General features: G+C 47.9%; 14 protein-coding genes. 2 read left to right on the top strand and 12 right to left on the bottom strand.

Features of this window, described 5'->3' with window-relative positions:
* Window positions 1-200: 200 nt before the first annotated feature.
* Window positions 201-938, top strand: coding sequence for a hypothetical protein (locus H6629_22855; protein MCB9070626.1), 738 nt, complete (start codon window positions 201-203; stop codon window positions 936-938).
* Window positions 939-1,740: 802 nt separating this feature from the next.
* Here H6629_22855 and H6629_22850 read toward each other — a convergent pair.
* From H6629_22850 to H6629_22810, 9 genes are all read right to left on the bottom strand, one after another.
* Window positions 1,741-1,893 carry a hypothetical protein gene (locus H6629_22850; protein ID MCB9070625.1) on the bottom strand — a complete coding sequence of 51 codons (153 nt, stop codon included), beginning with the start codon at window positions 1,891-1,893 and terminating at the stop codon, window positions 1,741-1,743.
* A 128-nt stretch (window positions 1,894-2,021) separates the two neighbouring features.
* On the bottom strand, window positions 2,022-3,131 hold the full coding sequence (locus tag H6629_22845; protein MCB9070624.1) for a DegT/DnrJ/EryC1/StrS family aminotransferase: 1,110 nt from the start codon (window positions 3,129-3,131) through the stop codon (window positions 2,022-2,024).
* A 667-nt stretch (window positions 3,132-3,798) separates the two neighbouring features.
* Window positions 3,799-4,362: a hypothetical protein gene (locus H6629_22840; protein ID MCB9070623.1), complete on the bottom strand. Its 564-nt coding sequence runs from the start codon at window positions 4,360-4,362 to the stop codon at window positions 3,799-3,801.
* Window positions 4,349-4,543 (bottom strand): hypothetical protein, encoded by a 195-nt coding sequence (locus H6629_22835; protein MCB9070622.1) that lies wholly within the window; start codon window positions 4,541-4,543, stop codon window positions 4,349-4,351. The genes H6629_22840 and H6629_22835 overlap by 14 nt, the downstream gene beginning before the upstream one ends.
* A 108-nt stretch (window positions 4,544-4,651) precedes the next feature.
* Complete coding sequence (locus tag H6629_22830; GenBank protein ID MCB9070621.1) at window positions 4,652-6,262, bottom strand: Gfo/Idh/MocA family oxidoreductase; 1,611 nt, start codon at window positions 6,260-6,262, stop codon at window positions 4,652-4,654.
* Window positions 6,263-6,960: 698 nt separating this feature from the next.
* Complete coding sequence (locus H6629_22825) at window positions 6,961-7,833, bottom strand: PHP domain-containing protein (GenBank protein ID MCB9070620.1); 873 nt, start codon at window positions 7,831-7,833, stop codon at window positions 6,961-6,963.
* 138 nt (window positions 7,834-7,971) lie between these two features.
* Window positions 7,972-9,588 (bottom strand): M28 family peptidase, encoded by a 1,617-nt coding sequence (locus tag H6629_22820; protein MCB9070619.1) that lies wholly within the window; start codon window positions 9,586-9,588, stop codon window positions 7,972-7,974.
* 116 nt (window positions 9,589-9,704) lie between these two features.
* Window positions 9,705-10,175, bottom strand: a complete 471-nt coding sequence (locus H6629_22815; protein ID MCB9070618.1) for an EVE domain-containing protein — start codon at window positions 10,173-10,175, stop codon at window positions 9,705-9,707.
* A gap of 98 nt (window positions 10,176-10,273) precedes the next feature.
* Entirely contained in the window at window positions 10,274-11,899 is a 1,626-nt protein-coding gene (locus H6629_22810) for a Do family serine endopeptidase (GenBank protein ID MCB9070617.1), read from the bottom strand.
* A 229-nt stretch (window positions 11,900-12,128) separates the two neighbouring features.
* On the opposite strand from H6629_22810, the gene H6629_22805 reads away from it, so the two are divergent.
* Window positions 12,129-12,884 (top strand): peptidoglycan DD-metalloendopeptidase family protein, encoded by a 756-nt coding sequence (locus tag H6629_22805; GenBank protein MCB9070616.1) that lies wholly within the window; start codon window positions 12,129-12,131, stop codon window positions 12,882-12,884.
* Window positions 12,885-12,950: 66 nt separating this feature from the next.
* On the opposite strand, the gene H6629_22800 is transcribed toward H6629_22805, so the two are convergent.
* The 3 genes from H6629_22800 to H6629_22790 form a co-directional block, all read right to left on the bottom strand.
* Entirely contained in the window at window positions 12,951-13,592 is a 642-nt protein-coding gene (locus tag H6629_22800) for a hypothetical protein (GenBank protein MCB9070615.1), read from the bottom strand.
* 521 nt (window positions 13,593-14,113) lie between these two features.
* On the bottom strand, window positions 14,114-14,737 hold the full coding sequence (locus H6629_22795) for a hypothetical protein (protein MCB9070614.1): 624 nt from the start codon (window positions 14,735-14,737) through the stop codon (window positions 14,114-14,116).
* 31 nt (window positions 14,738-14,768) lie between these two features.
* The gene (locus H6629_22790; GenBank protein MCB9070613.1) at window positions 14,769-18,035 is read right to left on the bottom strand and encodes an immune inhibitor A; all 3,267 of its coding nucleotides are present in this window, start codon (window positions 18,033-18,035) and stop codon (window positions 14,769-14,771) included.
* Window positions 18,036-18,105: the final 70 nt, after the last annotated feature.

Here is an 18,105-nt window from a genome sequence, read left to right as displayed (position 1 = left end):
TTGTTTTGTCAATTAGCAATTAGCAATTAAGTGAAAGACATCTTCTTTTTATCACCCTGAGAAACATCCCCCTGTGTCCCCCTTCGAAGGGGGAAATTTAAGAAAAAACATTTTTTTTCTAAAGTTTTCTGTTCGCGTCCGATCTCTTAAACATCGATAATTCATTCAATAGTATCTATTCAAACTAAGGAGAGACGCATATGATAGACCTGAGCAGATTTTTTGAAAATCAGTTTGACGCCAGGATCATTAGTGACGACCGGCTGCGAAGCTTTACGGCAGATCACATCCAGCGGATGATAGCCAATAACACGGACGGCCGGTATGATCCGCTGATTGAACCCACCAAGACGTTTTACGATGCGTATTTTAACGCGATCCAGACCGAAGATGTGCGCCTGACCGAAAAGCAGGCCATGACATTAACCAAGGATGTGAATAAAACCAATTTTGTCAAAGCGATCCGCCAGAAGGAAGGGATCATCCGGGGCACCTGGGGCAAACAATCGCCGGAATACCGGGAATTTTTCCCGCGCGGCGTGGCAGAATATACCCGCTGCACATTGGCCAATGCGGAGAACCTGATGGCCCGCATCGTGAACCTGTCGGATAAATACAAGGATGTGCTGGGACAGGCGTTTGTTGACCTGTTTACCCAGCTCCAAAACGCGTTTGTTACGGCACGGGAACAACAGTTGCAAAAGTCCGGCAAGGTATCGGACCTGAAGCAAACCACCCGGGGCAACCGGGAAGCCCTCACCAACCAGTTGACCAAAAACCTGCTGAGCCTGGCGATTGATTCGATCGGCGAGCCGCAGCGGGTGACGGACTTTTTCGACCAGCGCATTTTGCGGCGGAACAGCCGGCGCAGCGCCGGTCCGGAAAATGAAACGGTTTCTGTCAATGATACGGTTATCGAGGATGTTGTTGCCGGTTAATGTGTCATTCGGGGAACAGTTGCGTCGGTGTGATTGTTCCCTATCGTTTTGTTTTGTCAATGGCTGTTGGGCGGGATCAATTAGCAATTAGTGTCGTAGTATTCAATTTTGACCATGGTCTATATTTAATCAACGATCAATATTGTTTATAAATAGCCGTTGATTGATGGCTTTTATTCTATATAAGGAAATTGACAATTGCTTTCCGAAAGTTTTAAAATCATCCAGATTGTGTTCCAAAATTCCTAGCTAACATATCAGCGTCTGGTAGTCTATACGATATTTCTGAATCCCACCATTTTGATCATCTGCGAAGATAATTGCTTGTTGATGACCTTGTTTTCATGCAGGGTATTAAAGATTCCGATAGGTTGCCGGAAGCCGCCATCCCTTTGTGCTATAATGTATTAGCGATATCAATACATGCCTGGACAGCCCGTTGAAGGTTCAACACAAAGACATCCTGAATCAACATTTCATCCAGCTTATTGCCTGATTTCGGTTACAGTTTCAATAGTATTCAGACAATTGTTAATGATTGAAGTTTGATAAAACAACATCTGTTGCAACCATTTATTCAACCTTCATTAGTTGATCTTCGATTACTTTCCGCTCCGTTTAAAATCAGGATACTCGGCAAGTTTTGAACCACGAAACTATAATATCGTTCAGGATCAATATTGAACAAAGTTCCCCAGTTTGCAGCACCTGCATGGTAATAATAATATCGCTGCTGTTCAGGATAACAATATCGACTTTGCGTGGTAAAATGCCTCAAATTGTTCATAAAGGCGATTTTATATCAATGTTTTCCGGCGGTTCTTTCAGAAAACAGCCAGATCAATATCGCTATCATCCGGAAATAGGGTGTTACCACTGAACCAAACAAAATGGCAAAATATGCCTGGTCTTTGAGTAATCCGGTGAGTGTCGATTTTATGGTTTCGAGTTTCATGGGTAATTGTTTATTTGAAACAGCGGAACGATTGTGCTTGCTCCTTGGTAGATAGTCCCCAACTTTGTTAAAGAGGGCACGGCACCTTCGACAGGCTCAGGACAAGTCGCCGTGCCCCTACGAACAGCTTATTTCATGAGTACTTCGATGATGTAATCCTGCGTATCGGCATCCAGATAGGGATGCATGGGCAGGCTGAAGATGCGGGTCATAACCGATTCGGTTACGGGGAAGTCACCGAGTTTGTAACCGAGACCGGCAAAGGCATCCTGCAAATGCAGCGGTTTTGGATAATACACTGCCGTGGGCACGCCGTTCTCTTTGAGCATTGCCATGTCCGCTTCGCGGTTATCGCTGAGGATGGAGTATTGCGCCCATACGCTGGTGCGATCGTCTTTTACCTGCGGCACAACATATTTTCCGGCGAGCGCCTTGTTGTATCGTTCGGCAACCGCATCGCGCAACTCAATTTCTTCATCAAAGATGGTCAGTTTTTCCAGCACAACGGCTGCCTGCATGGTATCCATCCGTCCGTTGATACCGATGCGAACGTTGTCATATTTATGTCCGCCCTGCCCGTGAACCCGGATGGAACGGAGTTTTTCAGCAATGCTGTCGTCATTGGTAAAAATGGCGCCGCCGTCCCCATAACAACCGAGCGGTTTTGCCGGGAAGAAGGATGTGCCGGCAACATCGCCATGACTGCAGGTTTTGCTGCCTTTATAAGTTGCGCCAAAAGACTGCGCGGCATCCTGCCAGACTGCCATTCCGTATTGTCTGGCAATCGCGTTAATTTCATCGTAATCGGCCGGCTGCCCGAAAAGGTCCACCGGGATGATGCCTTTGGGTTTAAACTCACTTTGGGGCGATGCATAGCATTCAATAGCTGCTGCCAATGCTTTGGGATCGATATTGTAGGTTACCGGATCGATATCCACAAATACCGGGCGGGCACCGAGCAGGGCAATCACTTCGGCAGTGGCGATAAAGGTAAAGGGCGTAGTGAAAATCGCATCCCCGGGACCGACTTCATTGGCCATCAGTCCCATCAGCAGGGCATCGGTGCCGTTGCCGCAGCTGATGCAATGCTGTACGCCAACATAATCAGCCAGCTTGCTTTCCAGCTCTTTGATTTCCGGTCCCATGATGTATTTGCCGTGATCCAGAACAGCGGCAATCCGCCGGTCGAGGTTTTCACGAATCCGCGCCTGCTGCGCGGCAAGATCGATAAACTGAATGTTTTTTAGTGCAGTTGTCATATCAATATACCAGTGTTGTTGTGATGTTGTGTTATCGTGTTACCGTATTTTTGTGTTGCTGAATACGGTACGCAGATAATTTACACGAACGGTATTGAATGAATCAATGGATAAATAAATCACTGGTTTGAGGAAGTTGAAAAGGTGAAAGATGAAATACTTCTTACTGGCCGAATATAAACAGTTAAAAAATTTACTGTTTCATCAGAAGATTCCTGCTCCGAAGGAGCGCCTTTGGCGCATACGCAGGAATGACAAGACATTTATTATTGTACACTGTTGTCACCCCTGCGCATGCAGGGGTCTCCGTGCTCATTTAACTTATTGAACCGTGTATTGAGCCGGGAAATCTTACCGGAAATCGAGTGTGTTCTTATTGCAGACAAATTCGACCACCCCCTCGGTCCCCTCTCCTGAAGGAGAGGGGAAGTAATCCTTACATTTTTTACATTTGCGAATCTTGCTCCCTCTCCTTTGAGGAGAGGGGTTGGGGTGAGGTCCTGTGTTCACCTGGCTCACACCATTAAATAACAGGTTGATTCTGATAATAAGCTAATCTATTTCTCAATTTTCTCACGGTGCTCATTTAACTTATATACTTTCAACGAATAATTCGCGGTTATTCTGTTAACCAGTTGTTATTTGTTCATTTATTTGCGGAAACGGTTTCCCACTCGCTATTTAGCTTGCGGTTGGAAATAAATTCGTTCAAAATGTTGCTATCGATATTGTCTTGCGACACGGTTAGCATATTCCGGATATCTTCGAGGTGTTTCTGGCTATTGCCTTCGCGATAGTATTCGAGTTTACGAATAATAACATATTCAATCGGTGCAAGCCAGATGGTTTCTCCATCGAGTTCAACAGTTTGCCGATGTTGCATTGCCCACTGATGAAATGAATCTTCGCCTAACAGATACACATCTGCCCGGAGTCCGGTATCCATGTGGATCACATTAAAATGTCCGCGTTGTTTACGTCCAGACTCAACTTTTAGCACTTCAACCGGTGGTACGTAGAATTCGTCATCGGAAAACAGTTGTATAAATTTTGGAATTATTGACTGGTTAAGGTTCAGGACCAAATCGAGATCATGCGTCATTCGCGGTTCGCCATAAATGATTGCAGCGGCTGCGCCGGTTATCATGTATTGCAGTTTTGCAGCATTGAGCGGTTTAAGAAAAATGTTGAACAATTCAAGTGTGTGCATACATGAAAATTTTCTTGACTTCAGCCTGGATGTCTGCTTCACTCCAGTCCGGATGAATCTTTCGCAACCAGGCGGCTTTTAGTTTCCTGGCATCCAGATTCATTTGCCCGGCAATACGAAGCTTCTGCTCAGGGGTCATTTTTTTGTAAATCTCAATCTGGATGGGGTGTAATTTGCTCATTTATTTGTTTACAATTTGATAAATTCAATGGTAATTCGAGATTAAGCCATACGGAGCGTCAACCGCACGGACGCAACACGATCACACCCGTGCGGTTAGTGAAAACTGTTAATCCTTGTCCGTCAAATTGGTGATTTTACCCGACGCTTCTTTATACTCCCGGTTGCAATTACTGCATTTGGCATGATCGTGAATAAGATTCAGACGAGTGCCGCAGCGACACATCCAGCCAATTTGTTTGGCGGGATTGCCGACCATCAGGGCATATTCCGGAACATCTTTGGTAACCACCGCACCGGCACCGATAAAAGCAAATTTACCGAGCGTTGTTCCGCAAACAATGGTTGCGTTCGCGCCGATGGACGCGCCGTATTTTACCACAGTTTTGTGGTAAAACTCACTGCCGCGCTGGGGAAATTCGCAGCGGGGATTGAGTACGTTCGTGAACACCATCGAGGGTCCGCAGAACACATAGTCTTCCAGTTCCACACCTTCGTACACAGAAACATTGTTCTGGATTTTCACAAAATTACCGATGGTTACGTTGTTCCCAACGTTGACATTCTGTCCGAGAACACATTTTTTACCAAGTTTGCTGCCGCTTTGCACATGGCTGTAATGCCATATTTTTGTGCCCTCCCCTATTTCGCAGCCTTTGTCTACCATTGCGGTATCGTGCACAAAGTAAGGCAGTTTTTCGGCAGGCTTTGCAGCTTCCGGCTGTTTTGCGGTCGCAGGTGCGCCATGCTTCTCCAATCCGTTCTGGGCTTTTTCGAGAATTTCCAGCACAGAAACGGCATTTTTTCCGTCGGTTAGCGGCTGTTCACCGTTGACAACGCAATCACGGAAGTGCAGTTGCTCCAGATCCAGCGGCATCGGCGCTTCGTAGTCAATCACCTGAAAATCTTCATCGCGCTTGACCGGCTCGCCGTTCACCCAATCGATGCCTTTCGGATAAAGCACCAGTTTGTCCGATTGGCGGGAATCCTCGAACACAACCATGCTGCGATCGCCGATCACTACCAGGCGATGCTCTTTAAAGGGATGCAGCCAACTGACATGGATATGTGCCTGAATATTATTGGGATAGGTCAATGTGGTCAAGGTAACATCGTGAATACCGGGCTGCAGAAAAACGCCGCCTTTGGCGTCGACGGCTACCGGATCATCACCGATAAAATATTGCAGCACGGAAATATCATGCGGCGCAAATGACCATAAAATGTTCTCTTCCTTGCGAACAGTTCCCAGATTGAGCCGGTTGCTATAAATGTATTGCAGTTTGCCGAGCGTGCCATCGTTGATCAATTCCTTGATTTTACGAATCGCCGGATGGAACAATAATAAATGCCCGACCATCAGTACGCGATTGTTTTTCTGCGCCAGTTCATCCAGCTCTTTGGCCTGGCGGGAAAAGAGCGCCATCGGTTTTTCGACCAACGCATGTTTGCCGCTTTCCAGCACCGATTTGGCTAACGTAAAATGGGTTTCTGCCGGCGTGCTGATAATGACGGCGGTAATTTCAGGATCTTCGAGAATCCTGCGCGGATCGTTCACAAATGCTGCTTTTGGCGCGGCATCGCGCACTTTTGCAGCACGATCCGGATCGACATCACAAACGGTTTTCAACGATTCGCCGAAAAGGCGGCTGGCTGTGCGAATATGGTTCATCCCCCAACGTCCGCTGCCAATGATTGCTAATTTAAATGTGTTGTTCATATAAAAAAGTCATTCCCGTGTTAGGTAAATTACTGTTTTGTTAACTGTTGGGGGAAATTTAATCTACGGGAATTTGTGTTCAAAAGGGTTTTGGTTAAAGCTCCGCCCCGTCAGTTACAGGCTGCTTTAAAAAACCTGCACGGGGCATTACATATGATGTATCGGGGATTGATCAAACGACCTGATCACCCCGAAAAGATACGACGCAAATCCATTAAAAACCGGCGATTACCGACATTTGCCAATGCCGTTCGGAAAACAGCCGAAGCTATTCACCAAAAGGTTGCGCCAGTTTTCACTATAGGTAATATACACCTACCCTGATGACAATTAACAATTATACCACATCAACTATCATCTGATCCTGATTGATCAATGGAAATCCGTTTCCGAGAGTTTGTAAAAGGGAGGTATTTCATCGACAAAATGAATGGACGATTGTTACTTCTTCCCACCGCTAAATCTTCCCTGATCATTTTGCTAAAGTCTTTTGCCATAAAACAGTTATTATAGTCGGCGGTTACACCCATAACTTTAACAAATTTGATCATTTTTTCAGACTGAAACCCAATGTTGTTGCTGTTTTTCCGGCAATATCTCCGGGTTAGGTCATAATTTGCAACGGGATTTGGCATCCCCTATAAAAATAGCGCAAAAAGGTAATATACACCCGCCGGAAAGTCTGTGACTCTACTCACCTAACCGAGCTGTGCTTCTTTTTTGAGCTGAACTGTTTTGAGATGTTCAAGGATAGTGTCCGGAATATTCAGATCATTGTCTTTTCCGGTGCCCATGAAGATGCCGGGTTTGTTATCGCCGTGATAATCGCTGCCGCCGGAAATGGCGAAACCGTGCGATTCGGCGAGCGCCAACAAACCGTCGGTGTATTCTTTCGGCATGCCGGAATAGAATACCTCAAAACCATCCAATCCCAATTCCTTTAGTTCCAATAATTTATCGCGTGCTTCTGCGAATGTGTCGTAATGCATCAGGTGTGAATGTGCCATAATGGCCAATCCGCCGGCATCGTGAATCATTTTGATGGCATCGCTTTCGCCGAGTTTGGTTTTATCCATATAAGCGGGTTTGCCTTTGGCAAGCCAGATGTCGAACGCTTCCTGAATCGAACCGACAACGCCTTTGCGCACCAGAATTTTTGCCACATGCGGTCTGCCAATTGCGCCTTCTCCGGCTTCGTCGAGCAATTCCTGCATGGTGATATCCACCCCGTTTTCCGTGAGTTTGCGAATAATGCGCTGGGCGCGTTCGTTGCGCTCTTTCAACAAAAAGTTCAGGGTGTTTTTCAACGATTCAGAATATGGATCGACGAGCAATCCCAAAATGTGCATGTGTCCGTTGTTGGGCAATTTGGTGTCCACGCTGATTTCCACACCCGGCACGGTTGTAATGCCATGGGTTTCGCCCAACGCCATAAATTCAGGAATACCGTCAATTGTATCGTGATCGGTAAGTGCGATGGCGCTAAGCCCTTTGGCTTTGGCTTCCAGAATCAACTGTTCGGGCGTCTGGCTGCCGTCGGAATATGTGCTGTGCATGTGTAAATCGATCATCAAGCAACTCCTTTGCTTTTGCGTGTTTTTCGTATTGCGCTGGCAAATATACAGCATCCGACCGGCAGTCTCAACAGATAATTTATTAACTTTTGCTACACGTTCCCGATTTTTTTACCACAATAAAACAGATGATTTTCAATTAGCCATATCTGCATCGCGCCTGGCTTTGAAGGCATTGCCGTCGTTCCATTCCGGGAAGGTGTTTTCCCGGCTGAGCTGGTAGCCTACCCGGAACATCAGCCGGATATCGTCGATAGCGCCGCTCAAATCCCAGGTTGCCGGATCGTATTCATCACCCGGTTTGTGATACAGCTCGGCGGTCCATTTGTTGGAGATCGCTAACACCTCATCCTGCGACTTACTGACGTGATCGATCCCCATTTTGGTGTATAATGACGGAACGCCTTCTTTGGCAAAACTGAAGTGATCCGAGCGAAAAAAGATCCCTTTTTCCGGCTCGGGATCGGGGCGAACATAACGCCTCTGAGCAGTTGCGGCTGCTTCAACATACGCATCGAGTTGCGAATTGCCCAACCCGATTACGGTGATATCTTTCATTTTTCCAAAAATATTCAGCGCATCCATGTTTAGTGCGGCAACGGTTTTGTTGAGCGGATACACCGGGTGTGCGGCATAATACGCCGAACCGAGCAACCCTTGCTCTTCTGCGGTGACCGCCAAAAACAGGATCGATCGACGCGGCGGTTCCGGCGCATTCACGAACGCATCAGCCAGTTCTAGCAACGCAGCGGTTCCGGTAGCGTTGTCGCGGGCACCATTGAAAATATTGTCACCGTCCATTTCCGGATTCACGCCAAAATGATCCCAATGGGCGCTGTAAATGACGATTTCATCTGCGCGATCGGTGCCCGGCAGCAACGCCAGCACGTTGTTCGATTTCGAATAAGAAATGTCATTGGTCAGCGACAGCGACGCAGTCAACCCGAACGGCTGGTAAGTGAATCCCGGTTTTGCAGCTTTGTCAATTTCTTCCTCATAATTCAGACCGGCTTGCCCGAACAGCGAACGCGCCGCGATACCAGAAATCCAGCCCTCAAACTGACAGCGGGACATATTTTTATCTGCCGCTTCCATGTGAAATTCCGGTCCGCTCCAGCCGGATTGTACCACAAACCAGGGATATCCCGCAGGCGCGGGTTCGTGAACGATCAGCACACCGGCGGCGCCCTGCCGTGCGGCTTCTTCGTATTTGTATGTCCAGCGACCGTAATAGGTCATCGCACGACCGGTGAACAGCGCGCTGTCTTGCGTCGCGAATCCGGGATCGTTCACCAAAACAACCACAATTTTACCTTTGGCATCGAGACCGGCGTAATCATTCCAATTGTATTCCGGCGCAACAATGCCGTATCCGGCGAAAACCATTTCCGCATCGCGAACATCGATTTTATCAACCATCCGGCGGGTTTGTGCAACAAACTGGCTGCCCAAACCGAGGCTCAATCCCCTGCCGGTGCCTTTGATTTCCAGCCGTTCATCGGGATGACTGGTGATTTGCACCAACCCGACTTCCTGAAAATAGCTGTCACCATTGCCCGGTTTCAGCCCAATTTTTCGGAATTCATCTCGCAAATAATTGATGGTTTTGGTCTCGCCTTCCGTTGCGGGTAATCGCCCCTGAAATTCATCCGAAGCGAGTGTTTTGATGCGTTGGGTGTACTCCGCTTCATCGATCTGACTGAGCGCTTTTTGCAAATCCTGCGCAATGGCGTGAGATAAAATCAATAGCATTGATACAACTATTACTTTTAGAACTAAAGATGAAAATCGCTGCACGGTTTTCTCCTGGATTCTGGTTTCTGGATTCTGGTGTTGCTGGATCCTGATAATTTTACCCTTTTTCCTTTTCAAAGCTGCCGGATTTTCCGGCTTTTGGTGATGATTTTCCACTCTTTTTCCGTAACCGGCTGAACAGAAAGCCGGCTGCCTTTGCGGAGCAGCACCATTTCTTCAAGATCGGGAATGTCGCGGAGTTCCGGCAACGTTACCGGCTCGGCAAATTCAGCTTCGCTGCGGATATCGACCACGCTCCAGCGCGGATCTTCTGTCTTGCTTTTGGGATCGAAATATTTGGATTCGGGGTCGAACTGGGTGGGATCGGGATATGCTTCGCGAACCACCGTGGCAATCCCGACAATTGCCGGCGGGTTGATCTGGCTGTGATAGAAAAAAACCTTGTCACCGACTTTCATATCGCGCATGAAATTCCGGGCTTGATAATTGCGAACACCGTCCCAAAAATCCGTCGAATTTGGCTTGTTTTTGAGATCATCCCATGAATATGCTTCCGGTTCCGTTTTCATTAACCAGTAGTTCATTGTCTCCCCTATCGGTTTAAAATGACATCACCCGTAGAGACAATTCATGAATTGTCTCTACGGGTGAATTGTATAAATAATTAAAAATTTTATCAATTTCAAGGCACTTCGATGAATACCATACGGGTGCCGGTACCACCGCGAATTTTCAGCTGGAATTTCACAAAATCGCCGCTGGATGATTCCCTGGTAATTGTGTTGAATTCCTCCAACGATTTCACCGGCATATCATCGATTTGCAAAATGACATCCAATCGGTAAATACCAGCACGATCCGCCGGACTGTTTGGCACCAGTTTTTCAACAATCAACCCTTCGGTAATATCATATCGGGCTTGCTCTTCTTTGGTCAATTCCCGAACGGTTAAACCGAAATTTTCGAATTCTTTTTCTTCGGGTTCTTTTGTTTCGACCGGAGTTTCCGTTTCCAACTGCACGCTGTCGGGCGCTTCGCCGAGTTCTACATCTACTTCCCACTTTTTGCCATCTCGCCATATTACGACAGCTACAACATCGCCGGGACGATTTTGGGCGATTTTAATTTGCAAATCATTTACAGAAACAACCTCGCTGCCGTTCACGGCCAGCACAATATCGCCCTGCTGCAATCCGGCTTTTTGGGCGGGTGAATTTCCGGTTACGCCCTGAATCAACGCGCCGATCGGCTTTGGCAATCCCACCGCTTTGGCAACGCGATCGCTCACCTGATCGATACTGACACCGAGAATTGCCCGGCGAACGTAACCATCGTTGATCAGATCTTCGCTGACTTTTTGGGCAAGGTTGATGGGAATTGAAAATCCGTAGCCCTGATAATATCCGCTGCGTGTGGCAATTGCCGTGTTGATGCCGACAACCTCACCGGAGAGATTGACCAACGCACCGCCGCTGTTCCCGGGATTGATCACCGCATCGGTTTGGATGAAGTTTTCGATTTTATAGCGATAGCGGCTGCCATCAATAATATTAATGTTGCGACCCAGCGCGCTGACGATGCCGGCAGTAACCGTGGATGTAAAATTTAGCGGGTTGCCAACAGCCATCACCCATTCGCCGATTTGCACACTGTCCGAATCCCCGATGTATGCTGCCGGAAGGTTTTCCGCCTCAATGCGAATCACCGCGATATCCGTTGTGGGATCGGTGCCAACCAACTTGGCTTCAAATTCGCGTTTATCGTATAATTTTACCCGCAGTTCTTTGGCATCTTCGATCACGTGATTGTTGGTCAAAATATAGCCGTTTGGAGTGATGACAATGCCGGAGCCGGAACCGGGCGGGAGAATTTGCTCTTCATCGTTCTCACCGTCTCGTTTTAAAAAGGGATGCAACAGATCGAAAGTGGAGCTGGTTTTGCGGATATTTTCGATGGAAACAACTGCCGGTAAAATTTTTTGAGCAGCACCCACAAAAATTGCGTTGGGATTTCCGTTGAACGGGATTGCACCGCTGATCACCGGACGTTCCGCCGGTTCCACAGGTTCCGTTTTCCGCCAGGCAATGGAATCGCGGATGTTTTGCCGCGCCCCGGGTTGAGCGGAAACACGCGGCTCCACCGGAGATAGCTGCTTTGCCTCTGGCTCCGGCGACAATGGATGGATGCTGCTTTGTTTGGGTAACGAATTGTATCCCGAAGCACCCGGTACTCTCGAAACCATCCAAACGACAATTCCGATGATCAGAACGCCGGTAAATAATACAGCTAATTTTTTAATTTCGTCCATTTTTTAACATCCCCGGTTTGGGTCTTATCACTGTGCTTAAGCTTCAAACATAATTGAAAAGCGAAGCGCAAGCAAAGAAAATTTATTTGGTGATACGTAATTTTTCAGCAAATTGTTCACGACTGATATTTAGAATTGTCAATCAGTTATCGTGTGACAGGCATTGCAAAAAAAACGGCTTTAACTTGCGCCATGCGATTTGTATCTTCCGGGCATGATTTTTAGAAATATGAAACAACACATTCGTCAGAAAATATGGGTTTGCGGCATCGGGCTGCTCATGACAATCTGCTTTGGGAGCAAAACCGCTGTAGCGCAGGAAGAATCCTTTCATCCGCTGGGCGCGCCAAAACCGGTGACCAGCGAATTTGGCTGGCGGAAAAATCCGTTCAGCGGACGCGGCAGCGAATTTCATCGCGGGATCGATATCGATTGTTTTGAAGGAGATTCAGTATTTGCCTGGCGCGGTGGCGCAGTGATTTTCACCGGTTACAACAAATTATCCGGCAACATGATAAACATCGAACATGCGGATAATTTTCTTTCAAAATACCATCATTTGAAAAAAATTTTGGTAAAAAAAGGGCAATTAGTAAGTCCCGGCGAACTGATCGGCATCGCCGGAAAAAGCGGGCGGGCAACCGGTTCCCATCTCCATTTTTCGATTCTGCAAAACAACCAGCATCTCGATCCGCTTCCGTACATAAAAAAGGCGCGACGCGTTTCCGCGCCGCAGCCTGTCCAGCCGATAAAGGTGCCCATAAACAAACGTCTGGCCATTCGCAGCTTCCCAATGGATGGGGAAGTTTACATCGATGGTGAGCATCGCGGTCGCACACCCATCGACGTGCAGTTAACGTATGGCGAGCATTTTGTGGAGGTTGATACAGGCGGGAAATATGTGCGATTTATTGGGCGTCTGTGGATTGACCAGAACTCCGGGCACCTGTATGTTGCGGATCTTACGCAAACTCCTAACCAATGACAATGACCCTTTGAAAACAAATGTAACGATACGGCTGATTTTTTAACTGTTTGTTTTTATTGGATATCAGGTATTTTTTCTTCCCTGCAGAACCAGCTCTTCCAATTCTTCAATCCGGAAACGGGCGTATTCAACATGCTCTTTTTGACGCGGATTGGCACGTTCGATAAAGCGGGCATACGCATCGATGGCGTCTTCGAACATTTCCAGTTTTTCGCAGGTGAGCGCTTTGTTGTAATACGATGCCGGTTCGTTTGGCGATAATTCGATGGCATGATTGCGATCCGAGAGCGCCTGCCGGAATTTTCCCATATCAAAAAATGCAATGCCGCGCTCGTTATACGCAGGCGCATAGTTCGGATCTATCGATATCGCCAAATTCAGCTCACGAATTTTTTTCTCGTTATCAAAATGATTCCCGAAATCAATCGCGCGGAACAACGCCATTGCGGCTTGCGGTTTCAATTTCCCCGCTTCGGCATCTTTCGCGATAGCCATGCTGCCGTCCGCCGGCGAATATCCAGGCATCTCCATCAGGGCAGTTTTGAACGAATGGATTGCCGATGTGAAATCGCCATTTTTAGCCAATTCGATGCCCTGTATATATTGTTGCTCATGAATTGCCAACGCAGGTTTATCTGTATTGCTGCATCCCCAGAGCAAAATTCCGGTCAGTAGAATTCCAAAAAATTGTGTGATTTGCTTCATAGTCACTCCGTTCCAATATGTTGTTTTAACTGCGGTTACGCAAAATTGTGACGAAGCAATGGAAGTGGGAATAATCCAAAGGGGATATCGATGGTGAGGCAGATTCCCGTGTTTCAACTTCCGTGTTTTTCGCCAGAGAATGCGATGATTTATTACGACCCTGTTCACATCGTTAATAAAAGCAATTTCAAAACTTACCCTGTGTAAATTGTCACAGGTTGGTTACATCGGTTTTTTAACGGTTTATAGATCAGATGTAACACAGATTGAACAATGCGGGTTTCCTGCAGTATTTTGATGTTTAGTATGATCGTAAGTGGATTTGCAGCGAAAGCACAAAGAGCGTTAAGTTTATTAAAAACAACAACTTTTGGAGATTCCTACCTTCGCAGAGCCAGTACAGAGAGTCGGTAAATAACAACCTGAGCTGGAACGTTACTTGAATGAGCACCTTTGGCGCGAATACATGAGGAACCAACTATTCCCTTTGCGCACTTTGCGCCTTCGCGGCAAAAAACAGATCACCCGGTTTTGCCAAACAGCCGGTCATTCAGCGCCATTTCACGCGATTGCACCGCATCCAAAAAAGCCCTGATATTTTTTACCCGGTGAAATGCGCTGTATCCCGCCTCCAGGAAATCCATAATTTTGCCGTATCCGGCAATGTGCGCGGCTTTGCTCACCGCTTTCAGCGATAGCCCGATCAGCCACATCTGGCTGAGATGGTGGATGCTTTTGGTGGCTTCCACCATCAAATTGATTTGGTGAATCCGTTGATCGTAATTGTCCAGACTACTATAAACATCGCCGTAAATTTCCATATTCGATAATTTGGAAACATCGCGCCTGATAAATTCCTCAGCCATCCGGCGATCCAGATTTTCGGTGAGATCGTTCAATTCGATTACTTTGCCAATACCGTCAATGATTTGACCGTGCAGCAATCCGCTCAACCGCTGATGCAGCGTTTTGATGCTTTCGTTGCGAAAACCAAAATCCTGCGTGCCATAAATCTGGCTGAAAAAGAACTCAACCAGCGCGGCAAATTCCGGCTGCGCGGAAAAATCAGCGTAAGTTTCCCGCAACCGTTTGGTCTGAAATTCTTTCAATTCCAGCAGCGTATCAGCAATTTTGGCAGTTTCCATTATCCGTTTCCCGCAATAGTTGGCAGCATCGTTAGCGCATCAACAGCATTTTCCGAACAGCAATTTTAGCACCGGCTTTGACACGGTAAAAATACAATCCGCTGCTCACGGGGGCACCGTTGGCATCGGTTGCATCCCAAACTACCGTGTGATTTCCGGCTTCCTGTTTGGCGGAAACGAGCGTTTTTATCTGTTGCCCAAGTGCATTGTAAACAACCACTTGCACATCAGCTGCATTCGGCAAAGCATAGCGAATTTCGGTTACCGGATTAAATGGGTTCGGGTAGTTTTGGGCAACGGTAAACGCCTCCGGAATCTGATCGCCAACAACGCGAAGCTGCAATTTTGTGATGTCCGGATTGGCGATCAAAACTGCCCGGTTATCCGTCACATTTTGGGTGTCAACAAGCTGTGTTCCTGCAAATATTTTTAGCTCGTACGGCTTTCCGACCGTTTCCGGCTGAACAGTGATGCGCAGCGGAAAGTGCCGCGCCTGCAAATCGATGGTCGCTTCGGCATCGGCAATTGCCCGAACATCGCCGGAAAAACGGGCATCGAACATGCCCGATGGCGGCAACGGCGGCAGCGAAAAGCTATTTTCAGTTATCGTGTTATCTTCCATATTTACATTGAGATAGAGCTGTTGGTGATGTCCGGCATTATCCGCAATTGTTACCACGGTTGCATTTTCCGGCACAACCGCAACGGTTGATGATTTGCCGATTGCAGCGCCGCAGGTTAGCCCGATAGTGCCATTTGCACTTGCGCGAATCCAGTATGCGTTTCCCGGTTCGATACCTGTTGCCGGAAAATACGATCCGCTAAACCCATACAGCGTGCCCGGAATGACGATTGCCGCCGGATCATCGATAGCGGCTTCCGCTACCGCGCAGGAAATCCCGCCGATCAGGTTCCAACCTTCACTGAGCGATAATTGCAACGCATCGATGGGTTGTCCGGTAACAGGCGCCAGTTCTGCAGCTGCAAATCGCAGCCAATAACCGTTTCCGGCAGTCAGTTCCGTCGCTGTCACATACGATCCGTCGAAGCCAAAAAGAGTTCCCGGCAATGCATTTGGGAACACATCTAAATAATTGGAATTACTAACGTTAAGTGGCAGACTAATGAGATTCCAGCCATCGTCGACAGCAACGCCGGTAACGCTTCCGCTGCCATACGCGCTGATACTGATGTCGTCCACATACCAACCGTCTTCTTCAACGGAGACATCCGAACGCAGCCGGAACCGCAAGAACAATTGCGCTGCGCCGGAAAATTGACTCAAATCCATCTGTTCTTTTACCCAACTGGATTGGAATCCGTCGTAACCGGGCTCACCGGTGGTCTGCACGCCATCGCCGCTGCCGGGAATGGTGTGCAATCCGCTCAGCGATGTCCAGCTTGTGCCATTGGTGGAGGCGTGAACCTGGGCAAAATCCCAGCGACTTTCGATCGCCCATTTTGTCCAAAATTCCAGATATGCAGCGGTGACATCCGTAAAATCGAGCGGCACTTGCAGCGTGAGAGAATTGTTGATATTGCTGCCATAATTCCCCGACGGGCTATCCGTAAACGAACGGCTGGCGCTGTGCGATTGGCTGGTGGTGGTGTTCCAACCTTGCCCGGTATTCCAGTTTCCGGTGCCATTTTCCGCGCCGTCCGAAAAGGAAACCTGCGGCGTGCCGACCAGTAAACCTTGCAAATTTTGCGAAATCGTGTAATCGTTAAATGTGATTTGCACCTGTATCGAAATTGCATGTGCCTGCGGCGCATTTCCTGCAATAGTGAACGTTAGCGGGTCAGAGAGCGCCTCGCCACGTGCAGGGATATCGATCGCATTATTTTTGGACGGCGCGGAAATTTGCACATACGGATCATCGCTGACCAGCGCAACCGATACGCCGGTGGCGTCGCTCAATCCCAAATTTTTGAGGGTAAAGCGAATGTCAACGTTTTCGCCAGGATCGGGAAAACCGTTACCGTTACCGAAATCGTTCAGCACATAATCGCTGTATTTCACAAATTCACCGGCAGCCCACGCGACAAATAAATTCGGGTAGAGGTTTTCCTCCGCGAGCGGATAAATCCGGCTTTGCGATGGCCAAAATCCATCGCCTGAGCCGCCGACTTCCGGCGTCATCGAATAAATTTTGGGCTTTGTGACCTGCTCGCCATACATCCAGTCGTCGGAATCGCCATTGGTGAGATAACCGACCGTCTGGTCACCGGTGCCCCAGGTGTAATTGTTGAACTGGGTCATATCTGCGGCGTATTCGCGAAAAACTGCGGAATCGGGCGTTTCGAACGAGGCAATGTAGCCCCAGGGATAAATCAGCAGATCGGAATAGGTGTGGTAATTCAGCGCCATTTTGAATTCGCGGCTGTTGCAAAAATCGCGGATTGCCTGCGTTTCCGGCTCTGAAAAAGCGGACGGTCCGCGATAGGTGTCGCTGCCCGGTGACGGGCTGGAACCGCTGTTGTCGTATCCCCACATGTGCCCGTAATTCCGGTTCAAATCCACCCCGTAACTGCTGCCGTTGTTCCGGCGATTTTTTCGCCAAAAACCGCCGCCGTTCGGGTTGGTTTGGCGGTTGTATTCGTAACCGTCGGGATTGATCACCGGGACAAAATACAGCTCGCGATTGTCAACCAGATAAGTCGCTTCCGGATCGGTGCCGTAATTTTCCAGCAAATAATACATATAATAAATGACCGTCATCATGCTTTGCGGCTCGCGGGCATGATGCAGCGCGTCGTAGAGCACTTCCGGCTCGTTTTCGTCGATGTCGGGATTATCGGAAATTTTGACCATCCACACATCGCGTCCCTGATGGGTGCTGCCGATCGATTGCTTTTGTGAAATCAAATTCGGATACAGCAACCGCATCGAATCCAGTTCCGAAACCACCTCCGCAAACGTGTAATAGCCTCCCATGCTCCCGAATTCGAACCCCTGAACGCTGCTGTTCGCGCGGATGCGCGATTGCTCCGCCGCACTCAATTTCGGCTGCGCCAGAAAATGTGCGGTCATATCGGGAATGAGCACTTCGTGGTCGATGCCACTGGTTTGCAACGTCGCCAATTCCCGGCTGTTCAGCACGCCGGTGATGGCCATTCCGCGATCCGTTTTTTCGCGATGAATATGATCGAAATAAATATCATTGTTTGCCAAATCTTGAAATACGGAAGGTTGATCAACAAATATTCGCACTTCGCTATAAATTTCGGTCGGTTGCGCAACTGCGATTCCCCATCCAAAAATGCAGATAAACAGAACAAGGTTGGACAACTGTTTCATGTGCTACTCCTGTGGAAAAATGCGGCTTTCGGATAAAAAATATATTTAAAAATGTAGCGATTTTTTGTGT

Source organism: Calditrichia bacterium, assembly GCA_020634975.1.
In the GTDB taxonomy this organism is placed as follows: Bacteria; Calditrichota; Calditrichia; order RBG-13-44-9; family J075; genus JACKAQ01.
The sequence above is the reverse complement of the archived record's forward strand: the minus strand, read 5'-3'. Positions and strand labels throughout refer to the sequence as shown.